Below are 21,300 nucleotides of genomic sequence, written 5' to 3' on the forward strand. Positions count from 1 at the left end.
ACTCCTCAAATGGCAGAGGAAATCTTTAAGGACCATATACTCGCTGACAAACCGATAGTAAAGTATACGATGCAGCATGTTGATGGATTCAGTTCGACGCGCCGAATCATTGGCCTTTGCACGGGGAAGGCATGCGGTAATGAACGTGCCGACACACTGTTCACCTACTGCGCGGCTCGTATTGAAGCGGCGAATTTGAGTGAAGAATTAATGGTAACCAGGATGGATTGTCGTGGTAAATGCGACGCCGGACCGGTTATGCATGTTTATCCTGATAATGTAATATACAGTGGCTTGACCAAAGAGATGATTGATCGTATTGTGGAAGAGCACTTGAAAAATGAAAAAATTGTGGCCGACTATGCAATGTCGATGGATAAGATTTCGAATCGGTTTATACCCTTTTTCGGAAACATTCACTTTTTCGGAAAGCAGCTTCGAATGACTCTTCGGAATTGCGGTGTTATTGATCCTGAGGCGATTGATGAATATCTGTCGGTAAACGGATATGAAGCCGCGGCGCAGGCTCTGGCATCCGAAGATCCGGAAATGATCATAGAAAAGGTTAAATCGGCTGGTCTGAAGGGTCGTGGCGGCGGCGGGTTTTTAACCGCCCAGAAGTGGTCCTTTGCCGCAAAGCAGGATGCGGATGAAAAGTTTCTGATATGTAATGCCGATGAAGGGGATCCCGGGGCCTTTATGGATCGAAGCACAATAGAAGGCGATCCTCACACGATTATTGAGGGGATGATAATTGCCGGGTATGCAATTGGAGCGACAAAAGGGTTTATTTACACCAGGGTTGAATATCCCCTGGCGATCAAACGACTTGAAATGGCGATTAAGAGTGCCCGAGAGTATGGTTTTCTGGGTAAAAACATTTTCGGCACCGGATGGGATTTTGATGTTGAAGTCCGTCTCGGTGCGGGAGCATTCGTGTGCGGGGAAGAGACGGCGCTTATAAAGTCGATTGAAGGATATCGTGGAGAACCCAAGCCGCGGCCGCCTTTCCCCACCGATAGAGGATTGTGGAATAAGCCGACGGTGATAAATAATGTTGAGACATTTGCCAATGTTCCAGTTGCACTTCTGGATGGTGAGAGCTGGTTTAATTCGATTGGGACGCCGCAAAGTAAGGGAACAAAGGTTTTTGCCCTGGCCGGTGCGGTCCGGCATACCGGGCTTATCGAGGTGCCGATGGGCACAACGCTTCATGAAGTAATCTACACGGTTGGTGGCGGAATACCGGAAAACAAAAAATTCAAAGCGGTTCAGATCGGCGGTCCGGCAGGTGGGTGTCTTCCTGAATCCTTTCTCGAAACACCGGTCGATTACGATTCACTCAAACAGGCCGGGGCAATGATGGGCAGCGGGGGGATGATCGTTATGGATGAGAGCACCTGCATGGTGGATGTCGCCCGGTTTTTTCTCGAGTTTATGGCTGAAGAGTCGTGCGGACAGTGTACCCCCTGTCGAGCCGGGACTACTATCATGCTGGAAATTCTGGATTCGATTACAAAAGGAAAGGCCACTATGAGCGATCTTGATAAGCTTGAAGAGATCGCAAAGGTGACGGCAAACGCTTCGCTCTGTGGACTGGGTAAAGGTGCGCCTAATCCTGTACTCAGCACACTCAGCCATTTTCGCCATGAGTACGAAGAACACATCGTTAATAAGAGGTGCTCGGCAGGAGTATGTAAAAGCTTAACTTCCTATATCATCGATAGGGAGAAATGTGTCGGATGTACCGCCTGTGCCCGTGTCTGTCCTGTGAAGTGTATTGTCGGAGCGAAAAAGATGCCCCATGAGATAATCAATGAAATCTGCGTAAAATGCGGTAGTTGTTATGATATATGCAAATTCAATGCTGTACAAAAGGATGTTGGGCCTTTTGAAAAGGAGAATAAGACATGGAGAACTGTAAAACAAAAAATGACAGCGTAACACGTGCGGCGCTGCCGCGGAAGGTTGAGGAATTCGTTCGTCAATGCTGTAACGAACTCCGGCCAAGAAGTTATCTCATACCGATACTCCATCAATTGCAGGAGGAAGAGGGATATCTGCGTGAAGATCAGATGGCAACAGTCGCCTCCTTGCTTGGTGTTACCCTGTCGGAAGTAATGGGTGTTGCCACGTTCTATCACTATTTTACCCTGAAGCCGAAAGGGAAGCATACGATTTCCATCTGTCTGGGGACGGCATGCCATGTGAAAGGTGCGGGAAAAATAGTGAAGAAGCTTGTGGATTTAATCGGAATCAAGGAGGGTGAAACCAGCAAGGATGACTTATTCTCCATCGAATCCGCCCGCTGCGTAGGAATGTGCGCACTTGCTCCGGTGATGATTATCGATGAGCGGGTATATGGCAATGTACAACCGGATGAACTGGAAGAAATCCTCGGAGAATACGGGTTCAAAGGAGGCAGGTAATGGAGCCGAAGAAGAAGATAGTTCTTATCGATGATGATGAAGACTTCATTGCTTCAGTGGCCGAACTTCTGGAAGCATTTGATTACGAGGTATTCTCGGCATTCAACGGTAGTGACGGTCTGGCGCTGGCGGTTAATGAGCGCCCCGATTTAATTATTCTTGATGTTATGATGACCTATGAGACTGAAGGTTTTGATATTGCCCGTAAGATACGTACTAAACCCGAGTTGAAATCGACAAAGGTATTACTGGTAAGCGGAATTGTGTCCGAAAAAAGACTGCCCTCATTATTAAAACCGGATGTACAATGGCTCCCTGTCGAAAGGATACTCGAAAAACCGATCGAACCGTCAAAACTCATTGGTGAAGTTGAAAAATTGCTTGATGAATGATACATGTTATCTGGAGGTATAAATGAAAGATGTAAATAAAACAATATTACTCGTAGATGATGATGTTGCGTTTGTTCATAGTGTTATAGACCTTCTTGAAGCTGAAGGCTACAGGATTCTGAGCGCCCATAATGGCACCGACGGAATGGCGCTGGCTAAAAAAGAAAAGCCGGATCTGGTTATGCTTGATGTGATGATGGATTATAACACCGAAGGGTTCGAGGTGAGTAGAGAGTTGAAAAAGCATTGCAGTTTAAATGCGGTCCCTGTTGTGCTGGTGACCGGGATCTGCCGTGAAATGAACCTCCCCTTTCGTTTTGAAGCTGATGACAAATTTCTTCCGGTAAATAAAATTGTCGAAAAGCCGGTTGCCCCAAAAAAGCTTTTGGAGCTTGTGGCTACATTACTTAACAACGATACACCCACACACCAACACACAAAAGGAGGTTGTCATGAATAAAAAAGCTTTGGTTATTGATGATGATGCTGAATACAGAGCATCGGTGAAGGACCTGCTTGCCGCCAACGGTTACACGGTTGTGACTGCTGAAGACGGTCGGGTAGGGTATGAAGAAGCTGTTGCTCAGAAACCCGATGTAATCCTGCTCGATGTCATGATGGAAGACTGCAGTGCCGGACTCGATACGGTAAAGAAGCTTCGTGACGGAGCTGAAACTGCAAATATTCCGGTTATGCTGATCACGGGGATTCATAAAGGCAATTTTCTTCTCAGCAGCTATGCTCCTGACGAGAAGTTTCCAAATGTAAAAGGTGTTTATGAAAAGCCGGTCAAACCCGAAGAGCTGGTTGAAAATCTTACCAAAGTTGCCGCATAATACCTTTTTAGAATGCGCCGGCCGGTAAACCGTATGGCAGTTTGAAAAGGCAAGGGGCCCTTATCGGGCCCTCCTTTTTGACTCCTGGTGCGGCATACTGCCGGTGCATGGTCTACTCTCCGGCATACGCCTGAATGGCCGGATTTTCCTCGGCTGTAGAGCGCTGTACATTTTGGCGCTTGAGTTCCCTAATCCCTTTTTATCAATTCTGCACCCGCAATATTCCGTTTCGCTTACCGAATTTTTTAGTAGAGAATCCGACTCGTGCTGTATGCAGAGAGAAGTTGCCGAAAGGGGCTGATTTTATAAGAGGCATATATTATATTTGTTATATCATATTATAAATAAAAAAGCGGTCAACTCCGTGTACTTATCCCATCTTACTTTGCATAATTTCAGAAATTTTAAAGAACAGAGCTTAGAGTTTTCTCAGGACGGTGCTCTTTTCAGAGGGCTGAACGGTTCCGGCAAAACAAATTTGCTTGAAGCCATGCATGTTGTATGCACCGGCCGTTCTCAAAGGGCTGCTTCCCGCCGCAATATGATCAATTCATCGGCATCATGCTATTTCATCGAGGCAGGATTCAAGAATGCCGAATCGGGCAATGAAACCATTGCGTCGATGGGGTTCGGGCGGGACAGAAAATCAAGCATGAAAATTAACGATAAGAAGGTCTCATCATTTTCTGAGTGGTTCGGTATTGCCGGAATCGTCTCTTTTGGTCCCGACGATCTTAATTTAATCTACGGTCCACCCCATGAACGTCGGCGATTTGTCGATATCTTAATCAGCCAGCTTGTGCCCGGCTATCTCGGGCATTGTGTTCACTATCGAAAAAGCCTGCTGAACCGGAATAAGCTTCTTGGAATGAAAATCTGCGACATGCAGCTTGACGCATATGAAGAAAAGATGGCCTTCCATGGGGCCGAACTCGCCGAAAAACGGAATGAAATAATCAGAAAGGTCGAATCGCAATTCACCGAATTCTACCGGCAAATCAGCCGGAATAAAGAGACAGGAACAATTAAGTTTCAACCTTCTTTTTCAAGTGAATTTAATAGTAAAAAAGAGTGGAAATATTTATTTTTAGAGGCACTGAAAAATACTCGAAAACAGGATTGCAATCTTGGATACTCATCAATCGGGCCACACAGAGATGATGTGCGGATAACGATTGACGGTCGTCCGGCCAGAAACTTCGGCTCTCTGGGACAATGTCGATCACTTTCCCTTGCACTCCGCCTTTGCTCATACTACAGCCTTAAAGAGAATTCGGGTGATTCGATGATTCTGCTTGTGGATGATGTCTTTTCGGAACTCGATGATCAGCGGCTTAAGCATTTCTATCCGCTTATCGAATCCGGTGGACAGCTCTTTGCAACAGCATCAACATCGCGGGTTCCCTTTTCAAAACCGATTCATCCCTTCACAATATCGGATGGGAAGGTGTGTGCCGGATGATGAGAAAAAGTAAGCCGGAGTCAATAACGCAAATCCTGAATTCGTTTTTATCCGAACAAGGCTATCTAACCGCATGCAGAGAGTATGACGTTGTGCGCATGTGGCCCGAGATCGTAGGAGAAAAGATTGCAGAGAATACCCAATGCACAAGGGCTGAGGATGGTGTCTTGTATGTCCGTGTCCCCTCTGCAGCCTGGAGGCAGGAAATTAGCTATTTAAAAAAGGAGATCCTGGACAAAATCGAAGAAAAGTCCGGATGCTCCTCAATAAAGGAAATAATATTTTATTAACCCGTTCAGAGGTTACCATTTATGAGCAATTTTGAATACAGTGCAGAAAACATCAAGACACTGAAGGGGCTCGATGCAGTCCGGAAACGGCCCGCCATGTATATCGGCAGCACCGGCGTACAGGGCCTTCACCACCTGGTTTTTGAAGTCGTTGATAATTCAATCGATGAAGCGCTCGCCGGCTATGCAACGAAAGTCGATGTTGTCATTCATAAGGACAATTCGGTCACCGTTGTTGATGATGGTCGTGGTATTCCGGTAGGACATCACAGCGAGGCCCAGATGTCGGCGCTTCAGCTGGTTATGACAACCCTTCATGCCGGTGGAAAGTTCGACAACTCCTCCTATAAAGTGTCCGGCGGACTCCATGGTGTCGGTGTGTCCTGTGTAAATGCGCTTTCAATCCATCTGGAAGTCGAAGTCAGTCTTGATGGTAAAGTCCATTTCATGAGGTTCGAAAACGGTGTTCCGGTTTCGGACATAAAGGTGACAGGGGAAACCGATAAGCGCGGGACAAAAATAACTTTCAAGCCGGATCCCGCCATATTTGAAACTACCGAGTACAGCTTTGATGTCCTTTCCAAAAGATTGCGTGAGCTTGCTTTTCTCAATAAGGGCGTTCGTATAACGATAAACGATGATCGTGTTGAGGATAAAAAGCACGATTTCTGTTATCCCGGTGGGCTGATCTCCTTTGTGCAGTTTCTCGATGAAAATAAAACACCGCTTCATCACGAGCCGATCTATTTCCAGAAGGGTATCGAGAAAATCGAAATTGAGATCGCCATGCAGTATAACGATTCGTATGCCGAAAACCTTTTTTCCTTTGCCAATAATATCAACACGATCGACGGCGGCACGCATTTATCGGGTTTTAAAAAGGCGCTCACCCGAACGATCAATACCTATATCGGCAAATATAATCTGATAAAAAACAATAAAATAGAATTGCGGGGAGAAGATCTTCGTGAAGGCCTGACTGCGGTAATCAGTGTCAAGCTTCCGGATCCTCAGTTTGAAGGTCAGACAAAGCACCGTCTGGGCAATTCCGATATAATGGGCATTGTGGAATCGGCGGTCAACAATATATTCGCGACTTTTCTGGAAGAGAACCCGCCGGTAGCCAAGAAGATAACCGAAAAATGTATCAACTCGGCCATCGCCCGTGACGCCGCCCGGAAAGCCCGTCAGCTGGCCAGGCGCAAAACCGTAATGGACGGTGGTGGATTACCGGGCAAACTTGCCGATTGTCAGGAGAGAAACCCCGGGAATTGTGAAATTTTTGTCGTTGAGGGAGACAGCGCCGGAGGAAGTGCCAAAATGGGACGGGACCGGACCTTTCAGGCAATTCTTCCTTTAAAAGGTAAAATACTGAATGTGGAAAAAGCACGAATCGATAAGGTGATCTCTCACGATGAAATTCAGGCGCTTGTGCAGGCCCTGGGAACCGGTTTTGGCCAGAGTGAGAATGGAGAAGAGGACGGATTCAACATCGATAAACTCAGATATCATAAAATTATCATTATGACTGACGCCGATGTTGACGGCTCACATATACGAACGTTGCTGTTGACCTTTTTCTTCCGTCACATGCCGGATCTTATCGAGAAAGGCTTTGTCTACATTGCTCAACCGCCGCTGTATAAGATTAAATCCGGCAAGGAAGAACGGTATGTTTTTACCGATGAAGGTAAACAAAAGGTCGTCGAAGAGTGGAAAGAGAGAAAAAACCTTTCACTCCAACGGTACAAGGGACTTGGTGAAATGAATCCCGACCAGCTGGCGGAAACGACGATGAATCCTGAGACAAGAAGACTGCTGAAAGTAAAACTCGAAGATTCGGTCGAGGCGGACAGGATTTTTACCATGCTTATGGGAGAAGAAGTTGAGCCTCGACGTCGATTCATTGAACAGAATGCGGAAAAAGTTCAAAATCTGGATATATAGTACTCTATGAATAAAACCAGAAAAAAGCCTTTCAGGATGCTTTTAACCAATGATGACGGTTTCGGCACGGTCGGAATCACCAGTCTCTATGGGGCGTTGAAAGATACATTTTCGGTTACCATTGCCGCACCTGCCAGTGAGCAGAGCGGTGTCAGCCATGCATTTACCTTTTCTTCGCCGCTCTATTATTCCAAAATACAATCGAATAATGGCGGGCTCTCTGGGTATGCTATTCGTGGTACGCCGTCCGACTGCGTCAAATTTGCGGTCAGTCATCTGCTTGGCGGCAAGCCGGATATCGTTGTTTCGGGTATGAATATCGGAGAAAACTCGGGAACATCCGGTTTTTACTCCGGTACGGTTGCGGCTGCGCGGGAAGGCGCATTCTGGCAGATACCAAGCTTTGCCTTTTCCACCGGGGAAAAGGGAAAAGAACATGTCGACGATTATTCGAAAAAAGCGGTGGAAATCCTCGAATTCATTTTAGAGCACTACAGCGAAATTCTTGCAAAGGAGAAAAATCGGATATTTTTTAATGTCAATTTTCCCGAATGTCCTCTCAGTGAATGCCGGGGCGTCAAAATAACCCGGCAGAGCATGGCTTTCTTTGACGACCGGTACCGACGGGTTTGTGATAAAGAGGGAAAAGATGCTTTTTATATTTATGGAGAAAAAAGAAATGTCGAGTTGTCGGACGATTATGATTCCAGGGCGGTAATGAATAACTATATCGCCATAACCCCGCTCGATTTTGATGCTACTTCGCAAGGGGGGCTCAATACCCTTGCTGTACTGGAAAAGAATTTTAATATCTTATAAGGAGATTTTCGATGCCTGACGGCGAAAAACAGATTCCGGTTTTTATTGAAGATGAAATGCAGAAATCATATCTCGATTATTCGATGAGCATGATTACTGCCCGTGCACTTCCCGACGTTCGTGATGGACTGAAACCGGTTCATCGGAGGGTAATGTATGGAATGGAAGACCTCTCATTACAGCATAACAAATCGCATAAGAAATGTGCTCGTGTTGTAGGGGATGTTATCGGTAAATATCATCCCCATGGTGATGCTGCGGTATATGATACCCTGGTCCGTATGGCACAGAACTTTTCTCTCCGGTATCCGATGGTTGACGGACAGGGCAATTTCGGGTCTGTTGACGGCGATCCTCCTGCAGCGATGCGATACACCGAATGCAGAATGACCCGGGTTGCTGAAGAAATGCTGGCGGATATCGAGAAAGAGACCGTCGACTTTGCCCCCAACTATGACGACAGCACCAAAGAACCTTCGGTACTTCCGGCAAAAATCCCATTCCTTCTCGTTAATGGAGCGACTGGTATTGCGGTTGGTATGGCCACCAATATGGCTCCCCATAATCTGAGTGAGGTCATCGATGCGGTAATTGCAACAATCGAAGATCCTGAAATTGACCTTCCCGGTTTGTTGAAACATATTCCGGGGCCCGATTTTCCCACCGGCGGTGTTATTTACGGGCGTGATGGAATTGTCGAAGCCTACAGAAACGGTAAGGGAAAAGTTACGGTACGAGCCCAGACCGAAATCGAAAAAACATCCGGAGACAGAGAACAGATCATTGTTACCGAAATTCCCTATATGGTAAATAAGTCAACGCTTCTGGAGAAAATGGGCGACCTGGTCAGGCAGAAAACGATTGAAGGAATTTCGTTTTTCAGGGATGAATCCGACAGAAGAGGTCTGCGGATTGTGATCGGCATTAAAAAAGATAATTATGCCGAGGTCGTTTTGAATAAGCTTTTTAAGTTTACCAACCTTCAGGTGACATTCGGGATAAACAATCTGGCCCTGGTGAACATGAAACCGCGGCTGTTGTCTCTGAAAGAACTCATTGAACAGTTTGTTCTTCACCGTGTCGATGTTGTTGTTCGTCGCACCACCTTCGAATTGAGAAAGGCAAAAGAACGGGCCCATATTCTTGAGGGGCTGAAAATCGCCGTCGATAATATTGATGAAATAGTACAGCTTATTAAAACATCTTCATCACCCGAGGAAGCAAAACAACGTCTTATCGACAGATTTTCACTCAGTGAAATTCAGGCCAAGGCAATTCTGGATATGCGTCTTCACCGGCTTACTGCTCTGGAGCGGGATAAACTCGAAGCCGAATATAACGAGCTTATGGCCAGGATTCGTGAGTTGACCGAAATACTCGAAAGTAAAGATCGTCAGATGCAGATTATCAAAGATGAGCTTATGGACATAAAAAACCGTTTCGGCGATCCACGGCGGACCGAAATTATCGATGCCGGTGGTGAGGTCGAAATCGAAGATATGATTGCCGACGACTTTATGGTGATCACCATGTCTCATTCCGGTTACATCAAACGGTGTCCGGTTTCGACCTACCGTGCACAGGCACGCGGTGGCCGCGGCATTAAGGGTATGGAATCCAAGGAGGACGATTATATTGAAAACCTCTTTATTGCATCAAACCATACCTATATTCTGTTCTTTACAACAATGGGACGGTGTTACTGGTTGAAGGTGTTCCGGATTCCTGAGGCTCCGCGGTATGGCCGCGGCAGGCCGATTGTGAATCTTATCCAGCTTCGACCTGAAGAAAAAATTGCCGCCCTGGTCCCGACAAAGGAGTTCGACGAAACCTCCTACCTGCTTATGGCCACCGAAAAAGGTGTTGTCAATAAGCAGCCTCTCAAAGCATATTCGAACATTCGCAGAGATGGTATCAATGCAATTAAACTCGATCCCCAGGATAAACTCATTGAATGTAAACTGACCAACGGAAACAATGACGTTATTCTCGGTACCAGAAACGGACAGGCGGTCCGATTCCACGAAAGCGCCACCCGTGAACTTGGCCGAAATACCCGGGGAATGAAGGGAATTTCCTTGCGTGGTGATGACAAGGTTGTCGCCATGATTATCATTGAAGAGTCTGATCTTGTATTGACAGTTACCGAAAATGGATACGGAAAACGAACAAGTGTTTCCGATTACCGTAAAACCAATCGTGGCGGCTCCGGGATTATTAATATCAAATGCACCGAACGAAACGGCAAAGTGGTCGCTTTAAAAGGCATCAGAGATGATTGCGACATGATGCTGATTACCCGTAACGGTATTCTCATTCGCATGGATGTCGGTAAGATATCGGTGATCGGTCGGAATACCCAGGGAGTCCGCCTGATTAATCTCAGCAAAGGCGATTTTGTTGTAAGTCTGGCCCTGTGCGATAAAGAAACGAATGGCGACGAGAATGAGGAACCGGTTGAAGCTGTTGAGGCTGCCGAAATCGAAGATGTTTCGGATACCGAATCCCCGGATGCAGAATCGCCGGATTCTGGGGAAGAACCGCCTTCAGAGTAAGATTAAAAAGGGCCACACAATTCTTTGTGTGGCCGGCCCTTCAGTGCCGGATTAAGGGAGAGACTATATTGCTATTCTCCCGAATTGTTGCTTCCCCGAAGAAGAAGGATCAGCGTTGCAATAGAAGTCGTGATTGCGGTTATATTGACCAGCGTAGAAATAGTCTCGCCGAATACCTTGAACCCACTCACATATTTTATCCTTTGAGGAACAACCACGGCATCGCCGGGTTCGAGTTCGTACCGGTTCACATTAGTCATTTTTTGGGTGAGTACTGTCCCGTTTGCTTTAATAACATAGGTGTTTCGTTTGTCGGCATGCTCCTTGTATCCCCCGGCAAGCTGGATATAATACCTGGTAGTGTGGAGCTTGTTGTCGAGTTTGAATGTTGACGGATTATAAACTTCACCGATAACCGAAACCGTGCTGATATCTTTAGGTATGTAAAGACTGTCGCTACCCTCGAGCATAAAATGTTCATATCCCGCTGGATTTGTCAGGTTTATAACGACCCTTCCCAGCGGTTTCACCGCTTTCAGTTTTTCCAGATTTGCAAGCTGCTGCTGTAAAAGCGCCTGGGCTTCAGCCCCCTTCTCCTTTGACGCCATTTCGCCGGTGAATTTCATAATGTCCATTTCCAGCATCCGGGCATATTCATCGGTCTTCTCCTTTTCTCTCTCCCGAACGCTTTCACGGGTGAAAACAGCCGCAGTTAAATAGGCGTTCCGTGAAAAACCACCGGCACGCCTGATCAGTTGACCCAGTGTTTCTCCTTCCAGCAGAACATAAGTACCGGGATAGATAAATTCTCCTGCCAGGGTTACTTTCTTTTCTTCTTCCCACCCTCTTTTGCTTCTGATAAAAACACGGTCGAGTTTATTTAATTCAAAATTATGCTCGGGATCATCATCGAGAGCACATTGGACACAAAACTCGATTTTTTGAGTAGTCACATTGGCCTGGTCAAAGGTGCGCCGGTAGAGTTCACCGCGCTCCGGGCTGGCATCTTCGGATAAGCCGCCGGCCTGAATAATAAGGTCCCGCACCGTCATGTTTTCCAGAAGTAAATAATCATCCGGATTGGTAACCGCACCACCGATCGCAACTTTGCGGTCCGGTTCAAAGAAATCCCGATGAAACACATAAATTTCATCTTTTGGTTTCAGAAAAATGTTGTCAGTCACCGTCGTATCTTCTAAAACACGGCTAAGATTGAAGGGTATAATCGATTCCTGAAATGTCGGGGGTTCGAATCTTTTAATAACAGCATACTCAAAATAGGTGCCACTGAGCAAAAGATCGTAGGAACCGAGAATGCTGTTTATTTTCATACCCTCGGTAAGTTCATATTTTCCGGGACGGCTAACATTGCCCGCGAGGTAAACGACATTGTGGTCCTTAACGACAATCGGAAAAATCTTGACAATATCACCATCCTGAATGGCGAACTCGGGGAGCGCAGATCCGGATTCGGTATGAAGGTCGAGGACGATCTGGTACTGATTATCGGAGTATCGCTCGACCTGAATTTTGTTGGTCCAGGCTGCAGGAGTCATACCGCCTGCAAGACCGATAAAATCTTTCAGGGACGTATTATCGTTTATCTCGTATAGTGCGCTTTGACGGACATTGCCGGCAATGGCGGCCATTTTATTAACGGTAGGAACAAACACGACGTCGCCCGATTTGAGTCGTAGATTTGTGTAATTATTTCCCGAAAGGAGAAAATTATAAAAATCGAGTTTTTTAATTCTCTTCCCGTTCCTTTTCAGTTCGATATGACGTAAAGATCCGTTCTTCGTGGGACCGCCGGCGGCAAAGAGCGCACTGGTGACATTGGTAAGTGCCCCAACCGTATACATTCCGGGGGATTCGACTTCACCCATACAAAAAATCTGGATCGAGCGAAGTTCTCCCATGGTTACCGATGCCTGAACGCCTTCAATACTTTGCACACGGTCAATGATGTTTTTTTGCATTGCACTGAAAGGAAGGCCTGCAACGGAAACCGGTCCCATGTGGGGTATGTTGATTCTACCGTCCCGGTCGACTACAACTTTATGTTCTTCATTAATTCGACCCCACAGCTTAATGATTACTTCATCACCAACACTTACCGGATATGATGCAGGCACCGAAATGAAATCATCTGAACTAAAACTCGAGCGTCTGGATTTCTTAAAGACATCGTGGCCGAAAATATGGAGGGAATCTAAAATCTGGTCCGGATCGATTGAAATTCCTCTGATCATGCTTTCGTATACAGATAACTGGCCTGTCTTTTTTTTGGAAGTGGTATCAGCAAGGGTGTCTTTCTCAGCCATTTCATCGATGGCGTCCTTACCGCTTTTTTCTTTGTTTTCTTTGTATTCCCGGAGCATTTTCTGTGCTTTGGAAGGTTTGCCTCCTTGTTGAATGTATTGCCGAATCATTTGTGACATGGCAGGATTCTGGGCATGGGTAACAACAAAAAGGATGCATAAAAAGAAAACAAAATTTTTCATGATTTGAGAAAAGCTCCTTGTTTGTATTTTCCGGTTATACATTGGGTTAAAATACATATTATTCAAAACATTTATTTCAATTTATGGTACTTTGGGTAATTCATCACTTTTTCAAATCCCATGCTTTTGGTTTAACGGTCGTATCACTGCCCCCGACAAGACTTCCCCGGGAAAGTTCGATACGCCGGTAATGACATGATTCGATGAGATGAAGATCATGGGTTGCCATCATGACGGTAGTACCCCAGCTGTTGATGCTGCGGAGGAGATCCATAATTTCCTGAGAAACTTCGAGGTCCAGATTGCCGGTCGGCTCATCAGCCAGAAGGACCCATGGATCGTTGGCAATTGCCCGGGCAATGCATACCCGCTGTTGTTCACCACCGGAGAGTTGGCTTGGAAGATAAGAAATTTTATGACTTAATCCGGTTTGCGCCAGTACTTCAAATACTTTCCTTTTTACCTTGCGCTCCGATACGCCCACAGCCCGGATGGCAAAAGCCACATTCTCAAATACATTCCGGTCATAGAGAAGACGAAAATCCTGGAATACAATACCGAGTTTCCGACGCAAATAGGGAAGCTCTTTTTTTTGGGCATATTTTGAATCGAAACCGCAGACAAAGACCTGCCCCGTGCTGGGTCGTTCCTCCATGTAAATATGTTTGAGCAAGGTCGTTTTGCCGGCACCACTGGCGCCGGTTAAAAAGACAAATTCGGCCTTGTCAATAAAAAAGGATACATTTTGCAATGCAGTGAATTGACCGTCATAGGTTTTTGTTACATGGGCAAAGCGAATCATGCCGCAGGTTTCTTCCTTAAAAGAAAGTGTATTCTTTCCGATGTATCCGAATATTTTTTAAAGCCATATCCATCCCAGATACCAATCAAATCAAATTTGTCCTTTGGTATGCGCGCCGAAATTTCTTCGGGATGAAATAACTTCTGGGTATGGTATTCATTCATTTTCTCATCGGGAGTTGAATTATTATGACGGCGGTATATGGTAAAATCGTTATGCTGCGTATGGTCCGATTCCTGGTAATAGCTGTGACGGGAGTAGAAGTATTCACCCAGATCTTCATGGTCGTAATAATCGTTGAAATAATGAATTGAGTTTGTGAAGGTTGTAATATCGAAAAGGAAAAGTCCGAAGGGTTTGAGTATGTTCCATGTTTCAGAAAATAGCCTGGTGTAATCGTCCAGATTCATAAGATAGTTGATGCCGTCATAGAGGAACAGCACCATATCAAAACCGGATTTCACCGGCAATAGACGACCATCGGCCACAATAAAACGGCCGACCTTTTTTTTTGCTTCAAAACACATACTGGTACTGATATCTGAGCCGGTATAGGCAAACCCTTTATCGATCAGCATTTTGCCGAGAACAGCTGTCCCTCCACCGATTTCAAAAACAGTGATCGGCGTACGGGAAAGATACTTTTTAACTATTCGCGTTATGAGGCCGACCCATTGCTCGTACCTGACATGAATCATTACTCTGTCATAGATCGGGGCCAATCCTGTATAGACCACGGTAATTTAAAGCCTTATATCAATGAATGTTTCTTTTCGCCATTTTTCAACAAGGTCGATAAGTTTTTTCTGGGCGTCGATATTTTTCGCCTGTTCGGCAATTAAATCCCAATCATCTTCAAGCGTATATTGCCGTTCTTCTTTAAAGTCGGTTATTCGATATAGAGCATAGGAGTCGTCTTCTTTAACAGGAGGGCATATTTGTCCAACTGGAGAATCATCGTTCTCCAGGTCGAATTTTCCGGGAAGCGAATAGGCGGAGTGCCATCCGAAATCGCCGCCCCGTGATTTTGTTTGCTCATGGGTGGAAAACTTCTTTACCGCAGTTTTGAAATTTTCTTCGGTTTTGCAGGCGGCACGGATTGAATCCAGCCGTGAGGTAACGGCTTTGATTTCAGACTCCGCAGGGGCAACCTGAGCAAGAATTTGCCGGACATGGACACGTTGATCTTTACGGCCCTCGACTTTGATGATATGAAAGCCCAGTCTGGTTTCGAAAATTTCGCTTATTTCGCCCGGGGCAAGGGAAAAGGCTTTTTCTTCAAATACAAGCTCACTGAGTGTTCCTTTACCGATAAAACCCAGATCCCCGCCTTCTGCGGCATTGGTACCATCAGAAAATTGCCTGGCGAGTTCTGCAAAATTTTCGCCGTTGTCCAGTCTTTCTTTCAGGGTCGTTATCCGTTTGTATGCGGCTTGCCGGGCGGAATCGGATGGTGAAAAGGAGATGGCGAGTTTCGAAAGGCGGACGCTTTTTCCTGCTGAGGGAAGGCTGTCTTTGTATTGCTCGTAAAATTGCTCGACATCTTTCCTGGTGATATTGATTGAGGCGCCGTACATCTGATGCACTTTCTGTTTGACAAGCTGCTCCTTGATTCCTTTGCGCATCTGTGACTTGAATTCCCGAAGACTCATGCCGTTGGTTCGTTGAAGTTCCTGCTCGAGCATTTCGAGTGTGGTGTTGTTTTCCTGAAGAATCATTTTTATTCTTCTGTCGAGGGCATTTTCAACTTCTTCCTCCGAAACAACAATATTGGTATCCTTTTCCGCATGAACAACAAAAACTTTGCCGTCAATAAGTTCATCGAGAGCCTGCCGGCGGAGCTCCTTAATCCGGACCGAATCGGATTTTATCCCTTCCCTGTTCATCAGAAGTAAGGTATAAGCTTCGACCTCCGAAACAAGGATCACCGAATCGCCGACCACAGCGGCAATACCGTCCAGAAGCTCAAGCGAATGAGCCGAAAAAATCACCGAGCATGCGGCGACACAATAAAATATTTTGCTGAGTTTGGTTTTCATAAGCCTCTTTTACATGTTAATAGGGTTCAGTACGGTTACTTATTTCATCTGTTGAATCGAGCGGCGCCTGCGGTTTTTCCCCTTCAGGAATTGTTTCCATGTTAAATTCGACATCGCTTTTTTGACTAAGTTCGTAGAGCATATTTTCGATTTCGGTTTTTTGTAATTCGGCCGACAACCGGTTTATTATTTCATCCTGAATTTCTTCGAGAGCACTGGTTGTCCCTGCCTTTTGTTTGTCAACAACACGGATAATGCTATAACCGTTATTTACTTTAATGGGACTTGTTGTTCCCCCGGTTCGAATGGTAGGAATAACTTCCGCAATAACAGGGGGTATTTCGTCGGCAGGCACATAGGAGAGGGAGCGCGGATCCAGGACCGGAAGCTTGGAATACCGGGCTGCAAGATCGGGAAAATTGTTTGCCCGCACCAGATTTCTCACTTGCCAGGCCGTTTTCAAATCATCAACAATAATTTCCATATATTTAAATACGTCCTGGTCGCGAACAAAAGTGTGCTTGTTTTTTTCGTAATAATCGTGGACCATCTCTTCGGTAACCCGGGCCTGGGGATCCTGCACCGAATTGCGGCTGATCATCTCGGCGCAGAGAAGATCGCGTTTCATTCTCCTGAGCCTCGTTTTGATCACTTTTTCCTTATGGATTTTCCTTCGAAGAGCTTCCTGGTACAGCAGTTCATTATCAATCCATTGTTTAACATATTTAATGTTCTGCTCCCGGGTGATTTTTCCGCGGTATTCATCGGGAATACTCTCATTGAGATCCTCGAGGGTAAGTGTTGATTTGCCGATACGGGCAATAACGGGACTTGAGCTTTTTTCCCGGCACCCACCCGCAATCAGCAGACTGCCCAATAGAAGTGATTTCAAGAAATAAAAACGATATTCAGCAAGTAATTTCATTGCCGGGCCTTTCCAAATTGGGACAGATGCACTTGATTTAAGATACATGATGGAATAGATATAAATCTACGCAATCGCTTGTTATATAAAGGATACCATTATTTAACAATTTCTTCTATTAAAGTTTTTACTTCAAACGCCTTTTCCAGAGTATCTTTTGACGACAGCGTTGTTTTCAAGGAGATCGGAGTTTGGTAAACAACTTCGAAGTTTCGGGCGCTTTGAGACAGTATTTTCTTGATTTGTTCCTTTATTTCTTCGTTGTTTCCCTCAAAGTTGAAACTCAGCGTTCTGTCTGTATCGACCGCAATTTTTGAGCATCCGATATTTCGTGCCAGTACTTTTATATTCATAAGCAGCAACAGCGTGTGAACAGGAGGCGGTGCAGGACCGAACCGGTCGATAATATCCTGTTCGATATCTTCAATCTGGTCGGTTGATGTAACCGATGATAGTTCCTGATATATTCGTATCCTGGCGGCGCCATCTGAAACATAATCCGAAGGGATATGGGCTTCAAGAGGGATATCCACCTGAATTTCCCGGGTTTCATCATCGATTTTTTCGCCCTTCGCTTCTTTGACAGCTTCCTGAAGCAGTCGGCAATACATTTCAAAACCCACGGCAGCGATACATCCGTGCTGACGGGTGCCGAGAATGTTTCCTGCTCCCCGAATTTCCAGGTCACGCATCGCAATCTGAAAACCGGAACCAAGCTCGGTATACTGCTCGAGGGCAAAAAGACGCCGTAGCGAATGCTCGTCGATCTTTTTAAAAGCAGGGGTGAGTAGATAGGCAAATGCCTGTTCCGACGATCTCCCGACCCGTCCCCGCAATTGATAGAGTTGTGACAGACCCATCATATCGGCACGATTGACCAGGATAGTGTTGACATTAGCTATATCAAGCCCGTTTTCGATAATAACTGTCGACACGAGAACATCATAGCGTCCGGCGACAAATTCCCGCATGATTATTTCAAGCTCCCGCTCGTGCATCTGTCCGTGTGCGGCAATTACCCGGGCTTTGGGTACCAGCTGTTCAATTTTATCTTTCAACACGTACAAGTCTTTGATACGATTGTGAACCACATACACCTGACCGCCTCTGTCGAGTTCGTTCTCGATTGCGTTTTTCACCATTTCATCGTGGTATTCCGAGACGCTGGTCTGGACCGGGAGACGGTTCCGGGGTGGAGTATTCATCGTCGATAAATCGCGGGCGCCGATCAGTGAAAGATGAAGCGTTCGGGGGATCGGCGTGGCTGTCATGGAAAGAACATCAATTTTTGAACGGAACTGTTTGAGTCTTTCTTTGTGTTTTACCCCAAATTTCTGTTCTTCATCTACAATAAGAAGACCGAGGTTTTTAAACGAAACATCCTTGGACAGCAGCCGATGTGTTCCCACAAGAATATCGATCTCACCGTTTTTCGCCTTTGCAACGATCTCTTTTTGTTCTTTTGGTTTAAGAAAACGGCAGAGCACATCTATTTTTATCGGGAAATTTGCCATACGATCCGAAAACGTATTGTTGTGCTGCATGGCAAGGATCGTTGTCGGCGCCAAAACCGCAACCTGATAGCCGTTCATGACCGCTTTGAATGCGGCACGCATTGCAACTTCTGTTTTCCCGAATCCGACATCACCGCAGATCAACCGGTCCATCGGTTTTTTTGTTTCCATGTCTTTTTTAACCTGCTTGATAGCGGTCAACTGATCGGGGGTTTCGTCGTAGATAAAGGCGTCTTCAAATTCCTTTTGCCACGGTGCATCCGGAGCAAAAGCGATTCCCTCATGATATTGCCGTTTGGCATACAATTCGATCAGTTCCCGGGCCATTTCCCTGAGTGAATCTCTGGTCCGTTTTTTCAGTCGATTCCATGCTTCACTTCCAAGCTTTGATAGTGAGGGCACCACCGATTCTTTTGCGACGTATTTCTGTACTTTATGAAAATCTTCAATAGGAACAAAGAGCTTTGCTCTGTCCTTGAACTGAAGCGCCATGCAGTCGCGGTTGGCCTGGCCGGCACTGATTCTTTGTATTCCAACAAATTTGCCGATACCATGATCGACATGGACAACAAAATCGCCTGGAGAAAGGGCCTCAAAGGAGGATATCGGAATTCCCCCTTTTGATTTTTTCGGCTTTATGTGGTGGTGCTGTTTTCGTCTGAATATAAGATCTTCGGCGTATATGATCCGGCTGTTGTGTTTATCCACATATCCCCGTTCGAGATAGCCCAGAAAAACAGTTACAAAGGGACACTGTTCGTGGATAAGTTCGATCAGCCGTTCGGCTGTCCCCACATTGCCGGCCAGAATAGTAATATCAAAACCCTTCTGATGCTGTGCGGTAAGCTCAGAATAGAGCTGTTCCAGATTACTGGATACCGGCGCCGGTTCTGCAAAGGAGCAGGCATAGGAGGGGGAGTGGGGCGGAAGATCGAGTGTTCCCATAAAAATCCTGCAAAAGCAGGTTAGTTCCTCGTCGATATCATTTTTATTTAAAAGAAGTTTTTCGGGCGGAGAAATGAAGGGAAGAAATAATTCAGGAACCCGCTCCAAGTGACGGGTATAATTATTTTTGTAAATTTCCAGACGACGGTCCACAGGAATTATATCATTCCATACAACCAGGCAGTCCCGGGGAAGGTAATCCAATACTGAAGCTGTATTTTTGGGAAGCCAGTGCAAGAACCATTCTATTCCTTCCTGGTCACCCGCCAGCTTCCATTGATGCTCAAGCCGGTCGATTGCTGAAAAATCGATACCGGTTTCTTCAGCATAACCGCGCATCGACTCCAGGCCCGCTTCTAGTGCTTCATCATCAAAACAGATCTCCTTCATGGGAAATATCTCAAGTGAAGAAAGCCGGGTCCGCGATTTCTGGCTGAATATATCGAATTCTCTGATGGATTCAATGGTATCACCCCAGAATTCCAGGCGGATAGGATTATCATACATAAAAGGATAGATGTCCACGATTCCACCCCGGACGCTGAACGTCCCTAGATCGGATACCATGGTCTCTTTATGAAAGCCGATTTCAATAAGCCATGCGCTGAGATTTTCGAGTGTAACCTCATCGCCTACATTGAGTCTGATAACCTGGTTGAAGAGAGCGTTTGAGGGAACAACTCTTTCCAGAAGACATGAGCTTGGAGCAATATATATGCCTTTTTGACGGTTGAGCATCCGGGAGAGTGTCTCGAAACGAGCCTCAACCGTCGGTCCAAAGGGGGATTTCATGTTATAGGGGACTGCATCGCGTGCAGGGAGCAAAAATATGCTGTCTTCCCCCACAAAAGTCGCACATTCATGGGCGAGGATTTCGGCCCGTTTTGTGCTTTCGGTCAGCACAAAAAGGGACCGCTCCGATGCAGCAAAAAGCTCGGCAATACACAGTGCATCACTTGAGCCTGTGCATCCGGTAAAAAGCGCGCTTTCAGGCTGTTCTTCAGCCCATTGGACCGCTTGAGGAATCGAGCCATGCGGCCAGTGGTCTTTATAAAATTCTACGTTCATGCAGTTACTATTTTGCTGTTAATTCTTCCATTTCTTCGATGATATACGTTGGTTTATACCGCTCAAACTGAGGGGTTACACCATTCCAACGTACATAAGCAGTGTCCATTCCCGCCCGGGCGCCGCATTCAATATCGTAGATTGAATCACCGATAAACACCGCGTTGTAGGCTGTCCCTGCAAGAAGTGAAAGTGCCTTCTGTGCAGGTTCGGGATCAGGCTTATGACGTTCGGTAGATTCGGGAGTGATTATAACCGAAAAAAAATCGTGAAGTCCTGTTTCCCTTAAATAAAGACCGAGAGTATTCTTCCGCCGGGAGGTTACGACGGCTAACTTTTTTCCTGCAGATTTCAGTTCCGACAATGTGTTTGATACACCGGGAAATGCAGAGAGATAATCACGGTATATTTCCAGTTGATATCTCATATGTTCCCTGGAGATGAACATATAGCGCTCATCCGACAGGGGACCGAAATAAAGCTCCATCTGATTACGAAGCGGTATTCCGATATGTTGTTCCACCAGTTCGCGAGGAACCGCCTTGCCGGCAAATCTCTTTCCGGTGTACTTAAAGCATTGATAGATCAGCTCTCTGGTATCAATTAATGTGCCGTCAACATCAAACAGATAATAATTATACGATTTCATATACCCGCAATAAATTAGAGTAACAAAAGTATTTATTGTAGAAATGCCAAAAGCCACGGAATGCATAATCCCGCGGAATCGTAAAAAGAGTACTAAAATACATTAGTAGCGGATTACCCGGCTC

The 21,300-nt window shown here is 45.9% G+C and carries 17 protein-coding genes; 10 read left to right on the plus strand and 7 right to left on the minus strand.

The window, feature by feature from the left end:
* Positions 1-69: 69 nt before the first annotated feature.
* From GF401_11015 to gyrA, 10 genes are all read left to right on the plus strand, one after another.
* The gene (locus GF401_11015) at positions 70-1,944 is read left to right on the plus strand and encodes an NADH-quinone oxidoreductase subunit F (protein ID MBD3345581.1); all 1,875 of its coding nucleotides are present in this window, start codon (positions 70-72) and stop codon (positions 1,942-1,944) included.
* Complete coding sequence (nuoE, locus tag GF401_11020; protein MBD3345582.1) at positions 1,911-2,429, plus strand: NADH-quinone oxidoreductase subunit NuoE; 519 nt, start codon at positions 1,911-1,913, stop codon at positions 2,427-2,429. The genes GF401_11015 and nuoE overlap by 34 nt, the downstream gene beginning before the upstream one ends.
* Positions 2,429-2,821 (plus strand): response regulator, encoded by a 393-nt coding sequence (locus GF401_11025; protein MBD3345583.1) that lies wholly within the window; start codon positions 2,429-2,431, stop codon positions 2,819-2,821. Before nuoE ends, GF401_11025 begins: the two co-directional genes overlap by 1 nt.
* 22 nt (positions 2,822-2,843) lie before the next feature.
* A complete protein-coding gene (locus GF401_11030) occupies positions 2,844-3,281 on the plus strand; it encodes a response regulator (GenBank protein MBD3345584.1) in 438 nt (145 codons plus the stop codon).
* A complete protein-coding gene (locus tag GF401_11035; GenBank protein ID MBD3345585.1) occupies positions 3,274-3,657 on the plus strand; it encodes a response regulator in 384 nt (127 codons plus the stop codon). The genes GF401_11030 and GF401_11035 overlap by 8 nt, the downstream gene beginning before the upstream one ends.
* A 316-nt stretch (positions 3,658-3,973) precedes the next feature.
* On the plus strand, positions 3,974-5,119 hold the full coding sequence (gene recF, locus GF401_11040; protein MBD3345586.1) for a DNA replication and repair protein RecF: 1,146 nt from the start codon (positions 3,974-3,976) through the stop codon (positions 5,117-5,119).
* Positions 5,116-5,409 carry a DUF721 domain-containing protein gene (locus tag GF401_11045; protein MBD3345587.1) on the plus strand — a complete coding sequence of 98 codons (294 nt, stop codon included), beginning with the start codon at positions 5,116-5,118 and terminating at the stop codon, positions 5,407-5,409. The genes recF and GF401_11045 overlap by 4 nt, the downstream gene beginning before the upstream one ends.
* A gap of 21 nt (positions 5,410-5,430) precedes the next feature.
* The gene (gene gyrB / locus GF401_11050) at positions 5,431-7,356 is read left to right on the plus strand and encodes a DNA topoisomerase (ATP-hydrolyzing) subunit B (GenBank protein ID MBD3345588.1); all 1,926 of its coding nucleotides are present in this window, start codon (positions 5,431-5,433) and stop codon (positions 7,354-7,356) included.
* A gap of 6 nt (positions 7,357-7,362) precedes the next feature.
* Positions 7,363-8,175 carry a 5'/3'-nucleotidase SurE gene (gene surE, locus GF401_11055; protein MBD3345589.1) on the plus strand — a complete coding sequence of 271 codons (813 nt, stop codon included), beginning with the start codon at positions 7,363-7,365 and terminating at the stop codon, positions 8,173-8,175.
* Positions 8,176-8,186: 11 nt separating this feature from the next.
* Complete coding sequence (gene gyrA / locus GF401_11060; protein MBD3345590.1) at positions 8,187-10,730, plus strand: DNA gyrase subunit A; 2,544 nt, start codon at positions 8,187-8,189, stop codon at positions 10,728-10,730.
* Between the two features lie 71 nt (positions 10,731-10,801).
* On the opposite strand, the gene GF401_11065 is transcribed toward gyrA, so the two are convergent.
* Genes GF401_11065 through GF401_11095 form a run of 7 tightly spaced genes read right to left on the minus strand, consistent with a single transcriptional unit; the run spans position 10,802 to position 21,242 of the window.
* The gene (locus tag GF401_11065; protein MBD3345591.1) at positions 10,802-13,291 is read right to left on the minus strand and encodes a hypothetical protein; all 2,490 of its coding nucleotides are present in this window, start codon (positions 13,289-13,291) and stop codon (positions 10,802-10,804) included.
* Positions 13,292-13,337: 46 nt separating this feature from the next.
* Entirely contained in the window at positions 13,338-14,036 is a 699-nt protein-coding gene (gene ftsE, locus GF401_11070; protein ID MBD3345592.1) for a cell division ATP-binding protein FtsE, read from the minus strand.
* Positions 14,033-14,773, minus strand: a complete 741-nt coding sequence (locus GF401_11075) for a methyltransferase domain-containing protein (GenBank protein ID MBD3345593.1) — start codon at positions 14,771-14,773, stop codon at positions 14,033-14,035. The genes ftsE and GF401_11075 overlap by 4 nt, the downstream gene beginning before the upstream one ends.
* 6 nt (positions 14,774-14,779) lie before the next feature.
* Positions 14,780-16,075, minus strand: coding sequence for a hypothetical protein (locus tag GF401_11080; protein MBD3345594.1), 1,296 nt, complete (start codon positions 16,073-16,075; stop codon positions 14,780-14,782).
* Positions 16,076-16,091: 16 nt separating this feature from the next.
* Positions 16,092-17,048, minus strand: coding sequence for a hypothetical protein (locus GF401_11085; protein ID MBD3345595.1), 957 nt, complete (start codon positions 17,046-17,048; stop codon positions 16,092-16,094).
* A gap of 50 nt (positions 17,049-17,098) precedes the next feature.
* Positions 17,099-20,527 carry a transcription-repair coupling factor gene (gene mfd / locus GF401_11090; GenBank protein ID MBD3345596.1) on the minus strand — a complete coding sequence of 1,143 codons (3,429 nt, stop codon included), beginning with the start codon at positions 20,525-20,527 and terminating at the stop codon, positions 17,099-17,101.
* 7 nt (positions 20,528-20,534) lie between these two features.
* Positions 20,535-21,242, minus strand: coding sequence for an HAD-IA family hydrolase (locus GF401_11095; protein MBD3345597.1), 708 nt, complete (start codon positions 21,240-21,242; stop codon positions 20,535-20,537).
* Positions 21,243-21,300: the final 58 nt, after the last annotated feature.

The organism is Chitinivibrionales bacterium (assembly GCA_014728215.1).
Lineage (GTDB): Bacteria > Fibrobacterota > Chitinivibrionia > Chitinivibrionales > WJKA01 > WJKA01.